This is a genomic window from Janthinobacterium aestuarii (genome assembly GCF_046113285.1).
Lineage (GTDB): Bacteria > Pseudomonadota > Gammaproteobacteria > Burkholderiales > Burkholderiaceae_D > Janthinobacterium.
In genome coordinates this window covers 666,932-681,946 of record NZ_CP142524.1, presented here as the reverse complement: position 1 = coordinate 681,946, position 15,015 = coordinate 666,932, and the positions used below count along the sequence as shown (strand labels likewise).

At 63.7% G+C, this 15,015-nt stretch carries 17 protein-coding genes; 6 read left to right on the top strand and 11 right to left on the bottom strand.

Annotated features, from left to right (window positions below):
* Positions 1–62: 62 nt before the first annotated feature.
* The 9 genes from OX462_RS03070 to OX462_RS03030 all read right to left on the bottom strand — a co-directional run bounded on the left by OX462_RS03070 (position 63) and on the right by OX462_RS03030 (position 8,877).
* Positions 63–1,082, bottom strand: coding sequence for an L-threonylcarbamoyladenylate synthase (locus OX462_RS03070; protein WP_070220350.1), 1,020 nt, complete (start codon positions 1,080–1,082; stop codon positions 63–65).
* Positions 1,079–2,275, bottom strand: coding sequence for a 5-(carboxyamino)imidazole ribonucleotide synthase (locus OX462_RS03065; RefSeq protein ID WP_409027744.1), 1,197 nt, complete (start codon positions 2,273–2,275; stop codon positions 1,079–1,081). Before OX462_RS03065 ends, OX462_RS03070 begins: the two co-directional genes overlap by 4 nt.
* 15 nt (positions 2,276–2,290) lie before the next feature.
* Entirely contained in the window at positions 2,291–2,788 is a 498-nt protein-coding gene (gene purE / locus OX462_RS03060; protein ID WP_070220354.1) for a 5-(carboxyamino)imidazole ribonucleotide mutase, read from the bottom strand.
* 1 nt (position 2,789) lies between these two features.
* On the bottom strand, positions 2,790–3,683 hold the full coding sequence (locus OX462_RS03055) for a phosphoribosylaminoimidazolesuccinocarboxamide synthase (RefSeq protein ID WP_070220356.1): 894 nt from the start codon (positions 3,681–3,683) through the stop codon (positions 2,790–2,792).
* 106 nt (positions 3,684–3,789) lie between these two features.
* Entirely contained in the window at positions 3,790–4,854 is a 1,065-nt protein-coding gene (gene fba / locus OX462_RS03050; protein ID WP_010401625.1) for a class II fructose-bisphosphate aldolase, read from the bottom strand.
* 82 nt (positions 4,855–4,936) lie between these two features.
* Positions 4,937–6,385 carry a pyruvate kinase gene (gene pyk, locus OX462_RS03045; RefSeq protein ID WP_070220360.1) on the bottom strand — a complete coding sequence of 483 codons (1,449 nt, stop codon included), beginning with the start codon at positions 6,383–6,385 and terminating at the stop codon, positions 4,937–4,939.
* Between the two features lie 113 nt (positions 6,386–6,498).
* Positions 6,499–7,710 (bottom strand): phosphoglycerate kinase, encoded by a 1,212-nt coding sequence (locus OX462_RS03040; RefSeq protein WP_409027743.1) that lies wholly within the window; start codon positions 7,708–7,710, stop codon positions 6,499–6,501.
* A gap of 77 nt (positions 7,711–7,787) precedes the next feature.
* Entirely contained in the window at positions 7,788–8,138 is a 351-nt protein-coding gene (locus tag OX462_RS03035; RefSeq protein WP_070220364.1) for a branched-chain amino acid transport AzlD family protein, read from the bottom strand.
* Positions 8,131–8,877, bottom strand: coding sequence for an AzlC family ABC transporter permease (locus OX462_RS03030; protein WP_162995784.1), 747 nt, complete (start codon positions 8,875–8,877; stop codon positions 8,131–8,133). Before OX462_RS03030 ends, OX462_RS03035 begins: the two co-directional genes overlap by 8 nt.
* 258 nt (positions 8,878–9,135) lie before the next feature.
* Here OX462_RS03030 and OX462_RS03025 point away from each other — a divergent pair, with 258 nt between their 5' ends.
* The 4 genes from OX462_RS03025 to OX462_RS03010 all read left to right on the top strand — a co-directional run bounded on the left by OX462_RS03025 (position 9,136) and on the right by OX462_RS03010 (position 11,448).
* Complete coding sequence (locus tag OX462_RS03025; RefSeq protein WP_070220739.1) at positions 9,136–9,330, top strand: zinc-finger domain-containing protein; 195 nt, start codon at positions 9,136–9,138, stop codon at positions 9,328–9,330.
* A 72-nt stretch (positions 9,331–9,402) separates the two neighbouring features.
* On the top strand, positions 9,403–9,828 hold the full coding sequence (locus OX462_RS03020) for a YybH family protein (protein WP_070220368.1): 426 nt from the start codon (positions 9,403–9,405) through the stop codon (positions 9,826–9,828).
* A complete protein-coding gene (locus tag OX462_RS03015) occupies positions 9,828–10,865 on the top strand; it encodes a YheT family hydrolase (RefSeq protein ID WP_070220370.1) in 1,038 nt (345 codons plus the stop codon). The genes OX462_RS03020 and OX462_RS03015 overlap by 1 nt, the downstream gene beginning before the upstream one ends.
* A complete protein-coding gene (locus OX462_RS03010; protein WP_070220372.1) occupies positions 10,858–11,448 on the top strand; it encodes a DUF2946 family protein in 591 nt (196 codons plus the stop codon). Before OX462_RS03015 ends, OX462_RS03010 begins: the two co-directional genes overlap by 8 nt.
* A 3-nt stretch (positions 11,449–11,451) precedes the next feature.
* Here OX462_RS03010 and OX462_RS03005 read toward each other — a convergent pair whose 3' ends face one another.
* Positions 11,452–13,041, bottom strand: coding sequence for a M48 family metalloprotease (locus tag OX462_RS03005; RefSeq protein WP_070220741.1), 1,590 nt, complete (start codon positions 13,039–13,041; stop codon positions 11,452–11,454).
* Between the two features lie 185 nt (positions 13,042–13,226).
* Between OX462_RS03005 and moaC the strand changes: the two genes are divergently transcribed.
* Positions 13,227–13,733, top strand: coding sequence for a cyclic pyranopterin monophosphate synthase MoaC (gene moaC / locus OX462_RS03000; protein ID WP_070220374.1), 507 nt, complete (start codon positions 13,227–13,229; stop codon positions 13,731–13,733).
* Here moaC and OX462_RS02995 read toward each other — a convergent pair whose 3' ends face one another.
* On the bottom strand, positions 13,734–14,114 hold the full coding sequence (locus OX462_RS02995) for a DUF6713 family protein (RefSeq protein WP_409027742.1): 381 nt from the start codon (positions 14,112–14,114) through the stop codon (positions 13,734–13,736).
* A gap of 163 nt (positions 14,115–14,277) precedes the next feature.
* Here OX462_RS02995 and OX462_RS02990 point away from each other — a divergent pair, with 163 nt between their 5' ends.
* The gene (locus OX462_RS02990) at positions 14,278–15,000 is read left to right on the top strand and encodes a flagellar brake protein (RefSeq protein WP_409027741.1); all 723 of its coding nucleotides are present in this window, start codon (positions 14,278–14,280) and stop codon (positions 14,998–15,000) included.
* Positions 15,001–15,015: the final 15 nt, after the last annotated feature.

The following is a 15,015-nucleotide window of genomic DNA, read 5'->3' as shown; positions in this document are numbered from 1 at the left end:
ATGTTTCGTGGCAAGCATTGCTATTGCGCTGCATCAAGAAAAAGCCCCTTGCGGGGCTTTTTTCAGACGGACAGGAATTGCTGCAAGATACCACTTGAGCCGAACGCGGCACGCCGCAAACGGTCGTTGACGCCGAGCCACGCGGGGCCCGTCGGTGGCGCTTCGACGAGGATCAGCTCGGCGCCGACCTGGTCCATCGTGCGCAGCGAGGCATACAGCGCATGTGCGTAGTTTTCCGGGCTGGCGGCCAGGCGCACGCTGGCGCTGGCCGGCGGCAGATCCGAGTAGTGGATCAGCGCCACGCGGCGCCCGTCATTGAGCAGGCGGTTCAAGGTGGCGCGCACGTCGTCGCTGTGCTGCATCGCAACAGGCGTGTGTGGCGCATAGTGCGATTCCAGGGTGCCCGAGGCACGCGGTGCGGCCGCGTCGGCCACGGCCGGTGCGCGGCCAATGACGGCGGCGATCTGCTCGCTGCTGATATGGCCGGGACGCAACAACACGGGACCGTGCGTGGCCAGGCGCGACAGGTCGACGATGGTCGACTCGATGCCCACGTCGCTCTGCCCGCCGTCGAGCACCAGGCCCAGCAAGCCGCTGTCGAGCTCCGCCGCGAATTCATCGCGCACGTGCTGCGCCGTGGTGGGGCTGACGTTGCCGAACTTGTTCGCCGACGGCGCCGCCAGGCCGCCGTTGCCGCCCTTGAAAGTGCGTAGCAGTTCGATAGCCACCGGATGCGAGGGGCAGCGCAAGCCCACCGTATCTTGGCCGCCGGAAACGGCATCGGGGATATGCGCGGCTCGCTTGACGATCAGGGTCAGCGGACCGGGCCAGAAGGCGGCCACCAGCTGTTCCGCCTCGACCGGAATATCATCGGACCAGTGCGCCAGGTCGGCGCCCGGCGCCACGTGCACGATCACGGGATGGTCCGAGGGACGGCCCTTGGCTTCATAGATGCGCGCCACGGCGGCCGGGTTTTCCGCATCGGCGCCCAGGCCGTACACGGTTTCCGTCGGGAAAGCGACGAGGCCGCCCGCTTCCAGCACGGCGGCCGCCGCCGCCAGGTCGTGTGCGGGCACGCTCACGGCGCGATTCCCAGGATCAGGCAAGCGTCGCGCAGGCGCTGCTGCGCCTCTTGCAAGGTAGCGGCGATGAAGGTCAGGTGACCCATCTTGCGGCCACGGCGCGGATCGTCCTTGCCGTACAGGTGCAGACACGCGCCCGGCAAAGCCAGGATGCGGTCCCAGGCCGGCTCGCTGGCGACATCGCTGCCGTCGGCAAACCAGGCGTCGCCGAGGAGGTTGAGCATCACGGCCGGCGAATGTTGGCGCACCTCGCCCAGCGGCAGCCGCGCCATGGCGCGTACCTGCTGCGCGAACTGGCTGGTGACGCAGGCATCCATCGTGTAGTGGCCGCTGTTATGCGGACGCGGCGCCATTTCGTTGACCACCAGGCTGCCATCTTCCAGCACGAAAAATTCGATGCACAGCACACCGACATAGCCGAGTTCGGCAACCATGGCCTGCGCCGCCCGCTGCGCCCTGGCGGCGCAGTCGTCCGACACGTTCGGGCCCGGCACCGTGGTAGTAAACAGCACGCCGTCGCGGTGCACGTTTTCGGCGATCGGATACACGACCGATGCGCCGTCCACGCCGCGCGCCGTCAGCACGGACACTTCATAGGCCAGCGGCAGCATCTTTTCCAGCAGGCAAGTTACCTCGCCCATTTCCGCGAAGGCGGCGCGCACGTCGTCGCGCGTGCGCACGCGGAACTGGCCCTTGCCGTCATAGCCCATGCGCACGGTTTTCAGTATGCCTGGCAGCAAGTCGTCGGCGATGCCGTCGATGTCAAGCTGCGTGGCGATCACCGTATGCGGCGCCGGCAGCACGCCCGATTTCGGGGCGCAGGCGACAAAGAAACGCTTTTCCGCGATGCGGTCTTGCGCCACCGACACGCCGTGGGCGTTGGGCGCCACAAACACGCGTTCGGCCAGGCGCGACAGGCTGTCGGCCGGCACGTTCTCGAATTCCGTGGTGACGGCCAGACACTGCGCGGCCAGGGCGTCGAGTCCGGCCGCATCGCTGTAGCCGGCATTGACCAGGCGCTGCGCCACCTGCCCCGCAGGGCAGGCGTCCGATGGTTCCAGCACGGCCACTTGGTAGCCCATGCTCTGGGCGGCCTGGGCAAACATGCGGCCGAGCTGGCCGCCGCCCATCACGCCCAGCCATGCCGGTGGGTTGGCCGCGGGCAGCAATGGGGAAGTCGATTTACTATTCATTATTTTTCAAGCACATTATTCAGGCAAGACCATGGCCTTGGCGGCGGCCGTTTGCGTGGCACGGAAGGCTTCCAGCTGCTCGGCCAGGGCGTCGTCGTTGGCGGCAAGCATCGCCACGGCCGTCAGCGCCGCATTCGCCGCGCCCGCTTCGCCGATGGCGAAGGTGGCCACGGGCACGCCCTTGGGCATTTGCAGGATCGACAGCATGGAATCTTCGCCGCGCAAATACTTCGACGGCACGGGCACGCCCAGCACGGGCACGATGGTCATCGCCGCCACCATGCCAGGCAGGTGGGCGGCGCCGCCGGCGCCGGCGATGATGGCGCGCAAGCCGCGCGCGCGTGCGCTTTTCGCATACGCATACATCTCATCGGGCATGCGGTGCGCGGAAATGACTTGCGCTTCGTACGGCACGCCAAACTGTTTCAGGATGGCGACCGCGTTCTGCATCACGTCCCAGTCCGAAGACGAACCCATGATGACGCCGACCAGCGGCTTATTCTGCTCGCTCATCTCAGGCCTTCAGCTTCTCGCCCGTCAGGCGTTCGATGGCTTCAAAGTACTTGGCCTGGGTTTTTTCGATGACGTCGGCCGGCAGCGCCGGCGCCGGTGCGGTCTTGCCCCAGGTCAGTGTTTCCAGATAGTCACGCACGAATTGCTTGTCGAACGACGGCGGCGAAATGCCAGGCTGATACGAGTCCGCTGGCCAGAAGCGCGAGGAATCGGCCGTCAGCACTTCATCCATCAGATGCATGACGCCGTTGTCGTCCAGGCCGAATTCAAACTTGGTGTCGGCGATGATGATGCCGCGCGTGGCCGCATATTCGGCGGCCGTCTTGTACAAGGCGATGGCGACGTCGCGCATCTTGGCGGCCAGTTCCGCGCCGATGCGCTCTTCCATTTCCGCAAAGCTGATGTTTTCGTCATGCTCGCCCAGTTCGGCCTTGGCCGCCGGGGTGAAGATCGGTTCCGGCAGCTTTTCCGCCTGTTGCAGGCCGGCTGGCAGCTTGATGCCGCAGATGCTGCCCGTGTCCTGGTAATCTTTCCAGCCCGAACCAATGATGTAGCCGCGCACGACTGCCTCGACCATGATGGGCTTCAGGCGCTTGGCCACGACGGCGCGGCCCTTGACTTGCTCCACTTCCTCGGGCGCCACCACGGACTCCGGCGCCACGCCGGTCAGGTGGTTCGGCACGATATGGCCCAGTTTCTCGAACCAGAAATCGCTCATCTGGTTGAGGACCTTGCCCTTGCCGGGGATAGGCTCATTCATGACGACATCGAAGGCCGACAGGCGGTCCGTGGTGACGATCAGGATCTTGTCGTCGCCAACGGCGTAGTTGTCGCGGACCTTGCCGTGGCCCAGCAATGGCAGGGAATGGATGGAAGTCTGATAGAGGCTGTTCATAGCGGGGGAATAGTTGGATGAAACGAAACCGGCAGGCAGGGAAGGCGCCCGCCGGTCGAGAAAATCGGGCACGGAGCATTGCTTCCGGCCCGTTCCAGACAGAATTTTACTTCACAATTTGCGACAGCTCGCCGGCCTTGTAGCGCTCGGCCATTTTTTCCATCGTGATGACCTTGATTTTCGACGCCTGGCCTTCGCAGCCGAAAGCCTGCATGCGCGCGCGCACGATTTGCTCGGCGGCGGTGCGGGCTGGCTTCAGGAAGTCGCGCGGGTCGAATTTCGACGGGTTTTCGAACAGGTACTTGCGGATCGCGGCCGTCATCGCCAGGCGGATATCGGTGTCGATGTTGATCTTGCGCACGCCGTGACGGATGCCTTCCTGGATTTCTTCGACTGGCACGCCGTAGGTTTCCTTCATGTCGCCGCCAAATTCGCGGATGATGGCCAGCAATTCCTGCGGCACCGACGAGGAACCGTGCATCACCAGGTGGGTGTTCGGGATGCGCGCGTGGATTTCCTTGATGCGGTCGATGGCCAGGATGTCGCCCGTCGGCTTGCGCGTGAATTTGTAGGCGCCGTGCGAGGTGCCGATGGCGATCGCCAGGGCGTCGCACTGGGTGCGCTGCACGAAATCGGCCGCTTGCGCCACATCCGTCAGCAGTTGCTCGCGCGTCATGGTGCCGTCGGCGCCGTGGCCGTCTTCCTTGTCGCCTTTCATGGTTTCCAGCGAACCGAGCACGCCCAGTTCCGCTTCCACCGTCACGCCGATGGCGTGCGAGAATTTCACCACTTCACGCGACACTTCCACGTTGTATTCGTACGACGCGACCGACTTGCCGTCCGCTTCCAGCGAACCGTCCATCATCACGGAAGTAAAACCCGAGCGGATGGCGGCCATGCAGACGGCCGGCGACTGGCCGTGATCCTGGTGCATGACGACGGGGATGTGCGGATACGCTTCGACGGCGGCGTCGATCAGGTGGCGCAGGAACGCTTCACCGGCGTACTTGCGCGCGCCAGCAGACGCCTGCATGATCACCGGGCTGTTGAGCGCATCGGCGGCAGCCATGATGGCTTGCACTTGTTCCAGGTTGTTGACGTTGAAAGCAGGAATGCCATAGCCGTTTTCGGCGGCATGGTCCAGCAGTTGACGCATGGATACGAGAGACATGGTAATACTCCAGATAACAATAGAAACCGTTGCGGCGCTTCGCGGTGGTCAATAACCGCGCCGGCGCCTGAATTCTTGGGCCTTATTCAAATTCGCCGACTGTCACAATCTTTAATGCATTCGTACCGCCCACCTGGCCCATCGGCTCGCCCCAGGTGACGACGATCATGTCGCCCTTTTTGACGATGCCCTGCGCCACCAGCAGCTCTTCCGCCTGCTTCAGCACCTGCGCGCTGGGAGCGTTCTGCATCAGATGATACGCCCGAACATTGCGGTACAGCGCGGCTTTGCGCAAAGTCGTGACGCTCGGCGTGAGCGCATAGATCGGCGTATCGATACTGTGGCGGCTCATCCACAAGGCGGTGGAACCCGATTCCGTCAGCGCCACGATGGCTTTCACGCGCAGGTGGTGGGCTGTAAACAGCGCGCCGTAGGCGATCGACTGGTCGATGCGGGTAAACGTGACGTTGAGGAAGTCGGCATCGAGCTTGTTGTATTCGGACTGCTCCGCTTCGACGCAGATGGCGGCCATCATTTCCACCGTCTCGATCGGGTACTTGCCCGAGGCCGTTTCGGCCGACGTCATGACGGCATCCGTGCCGTCCAACACGGCATTGGCTACATCGGACACTTCCGCGCGGGTCGGCACGGCATTGACGATCATCGATTCCATCATCTGCGTGGCCGTGATCGCCAGCTTGTTGGACGCGCGCGCCATCTTGATCATGCGCTTCTGCAGGGCCGGCACGGCCGCGTTGCCCACTTCCACGGCCAGGTCGCCGCGCGCCACCATGATGCCGTCGGAGGCGTCGAGAATCTCTTGCAGGGCAGGAATGGCTTCCGCCCGTTCGATCTTGGCGATCATCATCGGCTTGTGGTGGTACGGTTCGCCCGCGATATTGGCCAGCTGGCGCGCCATTTCCATGTCGGTCGCGCATTTCGGGAAGGAAATGGCGAGATAGTCGGCCTGGAAACTCATGGCCGTCTTGATATCTTCCATATCCTTGGCCGTCAGCGCGGGCGCGGACAGGCCGCCGCCCTGGCGGTTGATGCCCTTGTTATTCGACAACTCACCGCCGATCTTGACGGTGGTGTGGATTTCGCTGCCGTGGATGCGCTCGACGATCAGCACGATGAGGCCATCGTTCAGCAGCAGCACGTCGCCCTTGTGCAAGTCGCGCGGCAAGGCCTTGTAGTCGAGGCCGACCCGTTCCTGGTTGCCCAGCTCGCCGTTTTCTCCCCACTTGGCGTCGAGGATGAAGCGCTCGCCCGCTTCGAGCTGAATGCGCGTGTTTTCAAACTTGCCGACACGAATCTTCGGCCCTTGCATATCGGCCATGATGGCCACTTCGCGGCCACACTCGGCCGCCGCCAGGCGCACCAGCGCGGCGCGGTCGATATGGTCCTGCGCCTTGCCGTGGGAAAAATTCAAGCGCACCACGTCGACGCCCGCACGTATCATTTTGACCAGGATATCGAAGTCGGTGGAGGCGGGGCCGATTGTTGCTACGATTTTTGTACCACGTGGCATAGGAATCCTTGTGCGCGAGCGAAGGTGAGCAAGGCCGGTTTGAGACAGCCGCCGGCAAGGTAAAAGCGCAGCGGTCAGGCTGCGCTTGGTACTGAACTGCTGAACGCTCCGTCTTAGCCGGCGCGTTGCATCAGGATTTCCACTGCCGGTAGTGTCTTGCCCTCCAGGAACTCCAGGAAAGCGCCACCGCCCGTCGAGATATAGCTGATTTTATCCGTAATATCGTATTTGGCAATCGCCGCCAGGGTGTCGCCACCGCCGGCGATCGAAAATGCTTTCGACTCGGCAATCGCCAGGGCCAGGGTCTTGGTGCCGTTGCCGAACTGGTCGAATTCGAACACGCCCACGGGGCCGTTCCACACGATGGTGCCGGCGGCGGCGATCTGCTGCGCCAGCAGGGCGGCCGTTTTCGGGCCGATATCGAGGATCATGTCGTCATCCGCCACGTCGGCCACGTCCTTGACGGTGGCAGCGGCTGTCGGCGAAAACTCCTTGGCGCACACGACGTCGACGGGAATCGGCACTTGCGCGCCCCGTTTGGCCATGATGTCGATGATGGCTTTCGCTTCGTCGACGAGTTCCGCTTCCACCAGCGACTTGCCGACGTTCAAGCCAACGGCTTTCATGAAGGTATTGGCGATGCCGCCGCCGACGATCAGGTTATCGACCTTGTCGGACAGGGCTTTCAAAATGGTCAGCTTGCTCGATACTTTCGAACCGGCAACGATGGCCAGCAGCGGGCGGGCTGGCGCGTGCAGCGCTTTGCCCAGTGCATCGAGTTCGGCGGCCAGCAGCGGGCCGGCGCAGGCGACGGGCGCGAACTTGGCGATGCCGTGCGTGGACGCCTCGGCGCGGTGGGCCGTGCCGAACGCGTCATTGACGTAGATATCGCACAATTTCGCCATTTTTTGCGCCAGCTCATCGCTGTTTTTCTTTTCGCCCTTGTTGACGCGCACGTTTTCCAGCAGGACGACCTGGCCGGCAGCCAGGTTTTCCAGGCCGGCGCCATCGACCCAGTTTTGTTTCAATGCAACTTCCTGGCCCAGCAGCTCGGACAAGCGGGCGGCCACGGGCGCCAGGCTGTCGGCCGGCTTGAACTCGCCTTCCGTCGGACGGCCCAGGTGCGACGTCACCATGACGGCGGCGCCAGCGTCGAGGGCGGCGCGGATGGCCGGCACCGAAGCGCGGATGCGCGTATCTTCGGTGATCTTGCCACTGTCATCTTGCGGGACGTTCAAGTCGGCGCGGATGAATACGCGCTTGCCTTGCAGTGCATTTTGGGCGATCAAATCTTGCAGACGGATGAAGTTGAGAACAGCTGACATGGCGATCCAGATGACGAGTGGAAGGAAGTGCGCTATTTTACCGCAATGACCAGACCAAATCGCCGATTTGTCCTGCTTTACTGAAAAACATGCAACAGTCGCAAGCCCGTGAAAACCAGCATGCCGAACACGATGGTTTGCAGCATATTGCGGCGAATCACGAAAAAGAGCGTAGCGGCAATACCCGACAAGAGTTTCAGATTCGACAAGTCAAAGTGCACTTGCGGCCCTTCCATCAGCATGTCGGGCGCAATGATGGCCGCCAGCGCGCAGGCCGGCGCATAGCGCAGCATCTCGCCCACGCGGCGCGGAATGGTGATGTGGTGGCCGATCAGCCAGAAGGTGCTGCGCGTGGCGGCAGTCGCCACCACCAGCACGGCGATGGCGATCCACACATCGGCCCTGCCCAAGGCTATGCCGTCAAACATGGCGTTTTGTCCATTTTTCTGTCAATTCTTCCACGGCCATGGCGCTGACCATGCCCACCACGACGGCCACCAGCAAGCCCAGCTTATACGGCAGGCTGAACGCCAGCACGGCCACCGTGCCCGCCACCAGCACGCCGCACAGGGCGGCGCGGCTCAGAATCAGCGGCACCGTCACGCACAGGATCGCCAGCGTGCCCGCAAAACCCAGCCCCCATTCGGCCGGCACGACGGCGCCCAGCACGATGCCGATGAAGGAACCGATTTGCCAGGCCAGCCAGTTGGGGTAGATCAAGCCTTTCAGGAAAGGCAGCTTGGCCGGGTCCGGCGTTTCGTGCGGGTAACGCTGCAGGAACAGGCCCACGGTGATGTCGCCGGCCACATAGCCGAGCGCAAAGCGCTGGCGCCACGGCAGATGGGCGAAATGCGGGGCCAGCAGCACGGAAAAGATGACAAAACGCAAATTAACGACGAGGGCCGTGGCGAAGATCACCCACACGGGCGCTTGCGCGGCCAGCAGGGGCAAGGATGCGAGCTGGGCCGAGCCGGCAAAGACAAACAGGGTCATGGCCCCCGCCTGCGCGACAGTCAGGCCGCTTTTCACCATGGCCACGCCCACCACCATGCCCCAGGCGGCGATGCCCAGCAGGGTGGGCGCCCCCAGGTTCAGGCCGGCGCGCCAGGCATCTTTCAGCACGGCATGATCGCTGCTGGCCGGGACGGCGTTCACGCGGGTGTTCATGCGAGCCCCCGGCAGGCTGAGTGTGGTAACTGCACAACAATGGTGCAAGACGACAAGGGCGGCAACGGTGATACCGGCAAGGCAAATCCAGTCAGTGTGGCGCTGCAGCCGCCATATTTCCGCGAAAACCCGCGCCGCAGCCGAAGATGATCAAGCCGCCATTTTAGCCATGATTTTTGCTGTCTGCCTGAATCCGTTAAAATCGTACTTTTGGCAGCAGCCGACTTCCATCCATACAGCCTCACGGAGCATGACAAGATGACAAAAACCACCCAGCCAGCGGTCGAACTCGACGGTAAAGACTTGCCAGCCCACTGCCCTAACCCGGCCATGCCGCTGTGGTCATCGCATCCGCGCGTGTTTCTGGAATTCAACAAGGACGGTATCGCCAAGTGCCCGTACTGCGGCACGGCCTACACCCTGAAGGAAGGCGCCAGCGCCGGCCATCATTAAACTGCCCAGCGGCGCGCCCCCAGCGCGCCGTTTTTATGTGCATCAAGTTATACCGTTCAGCCCGGAGTCGTCATGAAACGTCTGAAAGAACTCAATGGCAGCGCCGCGGAAGTCGAAGCGGCGTTCTACGATGCCTTGCACCGCGCCGACCTCGAAGCGCTGATGGCGCTATGGGCCGACGATGAAGAAATCGTCTGCATCCACCCGGGCGGCGCGCGCCTGATCGGCCATGCCGCCATCCGCGCCTCGTGGGAAACCATCCTGGCGGGCGGCGGCCTGCACATCGTGCCGGCGCAGCTGCATGAAACGCACAATCTGATGAGTTCGGTGCACACGGTCATCGAAGGCGTCACAAATGAAGACGGCGCACCGGCGCATCTGCTGGCGACGAATGTGTATGTGAAAACGCCGCGCGGCTGGCGCATCGTGCTGCACCACGCGTCCATCGCCCCGGGCGGCGCGCCGGCCGACGCCACGGGAACGCAGATACTGCACTGATGTCTTTGCCGCTTATTGACAACGCCCCCTATACCGCCCCGCTCTGGCTGCCTGGCGGCCACGCGCAGACGATTTATCCTGCCGTGTGCCTCGCCAAGCCGGCCGTGGCCTTCCGCCGCGAACGCTGGCAAGCGCCCGATGGCGACTTCGTCGACGTCGACCTGGTCGACGGCCAGCCGGGCCAGCCCTTCGTGCTGCTGTTCCACGGCCTGGAAGGCTCGTCGAACAGCCATTACGCGCGCGCCCTGATGGCCGAGGTGGCCGCGCGCGGCTGGTCGGGCGCCGTGCCGCACTTTCGCGGCTGCTCGGGCGAAGCGAACCTGGCGCCCCGCTTTTACCATTCGGGCGATGCGCAGGAAGTGGACTGGATCGTGCAGCGCCTGCGCCCGCGCGCCACGGGGAAATTTTATGCGGCCGGCGTCTCGCTGGGCGGCAACGCCCTGCTGTGCTGGCTGGGCCAGTCGCAGCACCAGGCCGATTTCATCGATGCGGCGGCGGCCGTGTCGGCCCCGCTGGACCTGGCGCAAGGGGGCAAGGCCTTGTCTTCGGGCGCGAACCGGCTCTACACGCGCATGTTCCTGAACACGCTCAAACCGAAATGCCTGGCCAAGCTGGAACAGTTTCCCGGCCTGTTCGCGCGCGACGCCATGCTGGCCGCGCGCGACTTGCACGCCTTCGACAATGTCGTCACGGCGCCCCTGCACGGCTACCGCGACGCCGACGATTACTGGCACCGCGCCAGCGCCAAGCACGTCTTGCAGGACATCACCGTGCCGACCCTGGTGCTGAATGCGCAGAATGATCCCTTCCTGCCCGGGCGCTTCCTGCCGCGCAGCGCCGCGCCGACGGTCACGCTCGAGTATCCGCGCCACGGCGGCCACGTCGGCTTTGCGGCAGGCAAGTTGCCGGGCAGCACACGCTGGCTGCCACAGCGCCTGCTCCATTTTTTTGAGGGCGGCAACATGGCGCCGCCGGCCCCGCAAACCTGTCACGCTGGCAGTTCGCAAACGCACACGGAAAACGCTACACATGGATGAACTCGTCAAACAGGCCCTGGCCAAATGGCCGAACGTACCGCACTGCTACGGCTGGCTGGGCCTGGACGCGCGCGGCCACTGGCGCATGCGCGACCAGCATGCGCAACAGCGACAACTGCCTGGCGACAAGATCGCCCACGAAGCCCTACTGGGATTTATCAACCGCAATTACGGCCATGACGAACGAGGCTGCTGGTTCTTCCAGAACGGCCCGCAGCGCGTGTATGTAAATCTGGAAGCGACGCCCTACATCGCCCGCAGCGACCCGCAGCACGGTTTTGTCTTGCAGACGGGCGCGCCGCTGGAACAGATCGAGCAGGTGTATTGGTGCGACAACGGCGTCTTGATCTTGCGCCAGGGCGAGGTCGTGGCGCAGGTCGATGACCGCGACATGGCGCAAGTGCTGGACGCCCTGCACGTCGATGGTCAGGTGGCCAGCGACGAGGCCTTGCTGGCGTGGCTGGAAGAGCGCCGGGGCAAGCTGACCCTATTGCATAACGGCAAGGAGATCGCCGTGCAGCCGCTGCGCTACGACGCCGTGCCGCAAACCTTCGACTTCCAGCCGATGCCGCAAGCCGAATAGGAGTCAGCCCTTCTGGTCCTTGATCTGCTCGCGGCGCTTTTCCTGCAATTCGCGCTCGCGCGCATCGATCACGGCCTGGTCATAAAAGGTCGCGTCCGTCGATTTGCGGGCGATCGTCAGCTGGTCCAGCGCGGCCATGGTGGCGCCCTGCAGCACGTAGGATTCGGCCAGCGCCATATGCTGCAAGGTCATCTTGCCCTGATCCGCATAGGCTTTCGCCAGTAAATCGTACAGTTCCGGCTCTTCCTTGTAGAGCTGCACCTGCTCACGCAGGTACAAGGTGGCTTGCTCCAGCTTGCCGGCAGCCATCAGCGCTTCCGCATATTGGTGGGCAATGCCGCGCGAGAGGGGAAACTGCTGGCGCGCCGCATCGGCCGCCTTCAAAGCCTGTTGCGCCACTTCCTTCTTTTGCGCCGGCATCAACAGCACTTCCAGCCCCATCGCCGCCAGCAGCGAATTGGGGCCCTGCGTGCCGCCCGACGTCAGCACATTCGGCCCGGCCGGCTGGTGCAGGGCGGCATTGGCCGCATCGAGTTCCTTTTGCGCCTCCGCCGGCTTGCCCTGCTTGACGGCGACAAAGGACAAGCCGTAATGGGCGGCCGTCACCTGGAAGCGGCTTTGCTGTTCCAGCTGCGTCTTGAAGACGGCCTTGGCGTTCAGCAAGCCTTGCACGCTTTCATCCTGCAGCACGCGCGCGCGCGCGCGGGCCAGGTGGAAACTCAGGCTGTCCGCACGCTGCTTGTACGGCTGCTCGCGGATGCGCGCCTGGATGTCGGCGATGCGTTCCGTCGTCAGCGGGTGGGTCTGCAGATAGGCGGGCATCAGGTCACTGTACGAACGGCTGGCCGCCTGCATGCGGCCGAAAAAGGCCACCATGCCGGTGGTGTCGAAACCGGCTTCGCCCATGATCTGGAAACCGATGCGGTCCGCCTCGCGTTCGGCGTCGCGGCCGAAATTGAGCTGGCGCTGGATGGCCAGGCCCTGGCCGGCGGCAAACACGCCCATGGCCACGTCGCCGCCCGCACGCGACGCGAGCGCCGCCAGCAGCATGGCGGCCAGCGGCATCAGGGCATCCTGGCGCTGCTGGCCCAGCATGCGCGCGATATGGCGCTGCGCCACGTGGCCGATCTCGTGCGACAGCACGGAAGCGAGTTCCGCCTCCGTTTGCGCCGCCAGCACCAGGGCCGAGTGCACGCCGATGAAACCGCCCGGCAAGGCAAACGCGTTCAACTGGGGGTCGCGCACGGCAAAGAAGAAATAGTCGTAATTCGTTTCGCCGCGCACGCTGGGGCGCGCCGCCACGAGCGCGTTGCCGAAGGTATTCAGGTATTCGAGCAAAGGCGCGTCATCGAGATAGTCGCGGTCGCCGCGGATGCCGCGCATGATTTCCTCGCCGATCTTGCGCTCCATCGCCGGCGACAGGTCTTCGCGCGAGGTATCGCCCAGGTTCGGCAGGTTCGGCGCCGGCGGCACGGCCAGGGGCGTCCAGCCGCTTCCCGGCTTGGCCGCCGCGCCGGCAGATGGCGCCGCTGGCGCGGACGTATAGGTTTGCGCCAGCGCACAGGGCGCCGCCAGCGACAATGCAGCCAGCACGGATGCGCGCCGCAAGCGGCGCAGCCATGCCGCAGCGGCGTTTTCAAGTACGATCGGAAGGGGAGTTTTTGAATTCACGGGTGCTATCATACCTTGTTAGCGGCGCCCATTCCCACGCGCCATGCCAGTGGCATGGGGCCGTGATCCGGCCTGCCGCGCCCCCGTTCCTCACCTATTTTGACGCCATGACAACAGCAGACAAGCAAGCCCCCGCCGGGGAACTGACCCATTTCGACGCTACGGGCCAAGCCCATATGGTCGACGTGGGCAGCAAGGAGGACACGCGCCGCAGCGCCGTGGCCGCCGGCACCATCCGCATGCAGCCGGCCACCCTGGCCTTGATCATTTCCGGCAACGCCAAGAAAGGCGACGTGCTGGGCATCGCCCGCATCGCCGCCATCATGGGCGCCAAGCGCACCAGCGACCTGATTCCCCTGTGCCACCCGCTGGCCCTCACGCGCGTCACCGTCGATTTCGACGTGGATGAAGCGGCCAACAGCGTGCATTGCCGCGCCCAGGTCGACACCACGGGCAAGACGGGCGTGGAAATGGAAGCGCTGACGTCCGTGCAGATCGGCTTGCTGACGATCTACGACATGTGCAAGGCCGTCGACCGGGGCATGGTCATGACCAACGTGCGCGTGCTGGAAAAGCATGGCGGCAAGTCGGGCGATTGGCACGCGGAAGTGTAACTATGCCGCCTGGCGCGCCAGCCGGCCCCGGATGCGGCGCACGTCGCGCAGCAGCCATAGGGCGCATGCCAGGCACAGCCCGATGATGGCGACCGACAGGGGCAGGTGGAACTGTTCCAGTCCCGCCAGCGCAAAGCCGGCGTGAATGAGAAAGGTGCCCGCGCCCAGCGCGGCGCAGGCACAAGCATACAGGGGCGCTCGCGGGGTGGCCAGCAGCACGTGCCGGTAACCGGCCAGCACCACGGCAATCGCCGCCAGGTTAAACACGAGAAAACCCTGTACGCCGCCCGGCACGTGAAACATCTCCCACTCGTTCCAGTAGGCAGCGTCGATTTGATGCAGGATCAGGAACAACATGGTCCAGAAGTAGCTGCGTGGCATAAGATTTACATTCGTCAATATTGACGCAATTGTAAAGCCTGCACCGCGCACCGGCACGTGCCCATGGTATTTTTCGATGCGAAAGTGAATTTCATTGATAGGAATGCTTTTTCATCAAGAAATCATGCATACTGCGAGTCGACCATATACAGATGAGCATCGCATGACAAGCAACACGCCCGCCGCGGAAAGCAAGCTCCAGGACTTCGAATTCGAGGCCATGAATCTGCAGGTGGGGGGACGCATCCAGTTCATCACGCACCGCACCATCAAACCGATCCAGCATTTCTCGACCGTGATCGGCTATGTGAAAGACGAATACCTGATCGTCAAGATTCCCATGGAAAACGGCGCCTCCATCGTGCTCAACGAAGGCGACAAGCTGACCATCCGCGTGTTTTCCGGCGTCACCGTCTGTTCGTTTGCGTGCAGCGTGCTGCGCCTCTTCGGCCGTCCGCTCAACTATGTGCACCTGAGCTTTCCCGACGCCATCCAGGGCACCAGCCTGCGCACGGCCATGCGCGTCAAGGTGGAGATTCCCGCGCAGCTGAGCTACCGCGACGTGGCGGCCGTGCCCGTGTTCATCGTCAACCTCAGCGTCTCGGGCGCGCTGATCGAGGCACCCAGCATGCTCACGCCCGATGAAGAAGGCGTCGCACTGAGCTTTACCCTGCTGGTGCAGCCGAACAAGCATCAGATGCGCGTCAACACGCGCGCCCGCATCCAGAACGTCAGCGTGGGCAAGCCGTCCAATGGCCACGCCGCCGGAGTGTCCGAAATCTATACGTATGGCGTGCAATTCATCGACCTGGAACCGACCCACTACACGCTGCTGCAAAACCTCACCTATGAAGCGCTGATCGCGGACCGGCAAAAAATCGTCTGACACGGGCGCGGCAGG

What these genes read in the sequence shown, in the direction of transcription:
- OX462_RS02990 (WP_409027741.1), top strand. Translation starts at nt 14,278, where the DNA reads ATGACAAGCAACACGCCCGCCGCGGAAAGCAAGCTCCAGGACTTCGAA.
- fba (WP_010401625.1), bottom strand. Translation starts at nt 4,854, where the DNA reads ATGTCTCTCGTATCCATGCGTCAACTGCTGGACCATGCCGCCGAAAAC.
- OX462_RS03020 (WP_070220368.1), top strand. Translation starts at nt 9,403, where the DNA reads ATGAAACGTCTGAAAGAACTCAATGGCAGCGCCGCGGAAGTCGAAGCG.
- OX462_RS03025 (WP_070220739.1), top strand. Translation starts at nt 9,136, where the DNA reads ATGACAAAAACCACCCAGCCAGCGGTCGAACTCGACGGTAAAGACTTG.
- OX462_RS02995 (WP_409027742.1), bottom strand. Translation starts at nt 14,114, where the DNA reads ATGCCACGCAGCTACTTCTGGACCATGTTGTTCCTGATCCTGCATCAA.
- OX462_RS03030 (WP_162995784.1), bottom strand. Translation starts at nt 8,877, where the DNA reads ATGAACACCCGCGTGAACGCCGTCCCGGCCAGCAGCGATCATGCCGTG.
- OX462_RS03015 (WP_070220370.1), top strand. Translation starts at nt 9,828, where the DNA reads ATGTCTTTGCCGCTTATTGACAACGCCCCCTATACCGCCCCGCTCTGG.
- OX462_RS03065 (WP_409027744.1), bottom strand. Translation starts at nt 2,275, where the DNA reads ATGAATAGTAAATCGACTTCCCCATTGCTGCCCGCGGCCAACCCACCG.
- OX462_RS03055 (WP_070220356.1), bottom strand. Translation starts at nt 3,683, where the DNA reads ATGAACAGCCTCTATCAGACTTCCATCCATTCCCTGCCATTGCTGGGC.
- moaC (WP_070220374.1), top strand. Translation starts at nt 13,227, where the DNA reads ATGACAACAGCAGACAAGCAAGCCCCCGCCGGGGAACTGACCCATTTC.
- pyk (WP_070220360.1), bottom strand. Translation starts at nt 6,385, where the DNA reads ATGCCACGTGGTACAAAAATCGTAGCAACAATCGGCCCCGCCTCCACC.
- purE (WP_070220354.1), bottom strand. Translation starts at nt 2,788, where the DNA reads ATGAGCGAGCAGAATAAGCCGCTGGTCGGCGTCATCATGGGTTCGTCT.
- OX462_RS03035 (WP_070220364.1), bottom strand. Translation starts at nt 8,138, where the DNA reads ATGTTTGACGGCATAGCCTTGGGCAGGGCCGATGTGTGGATCGCCATC.
- OX462_RS03040 (WP_409027743.1), bottom strand. Translation starts at nt 7,710, where the DNA reads ATGTCAGCTGTTCTCAACTTCATCCGTCTGCAAGATTTGATCGCCCAA.
- OX462_RS03010 (WP_070220372.1), top strand. Translation starts at nt 10,858, where the DNA reads ATGGATGAACTCGTCAAACAGGCCCTGGCCAAATGGCCGAACGTACCG.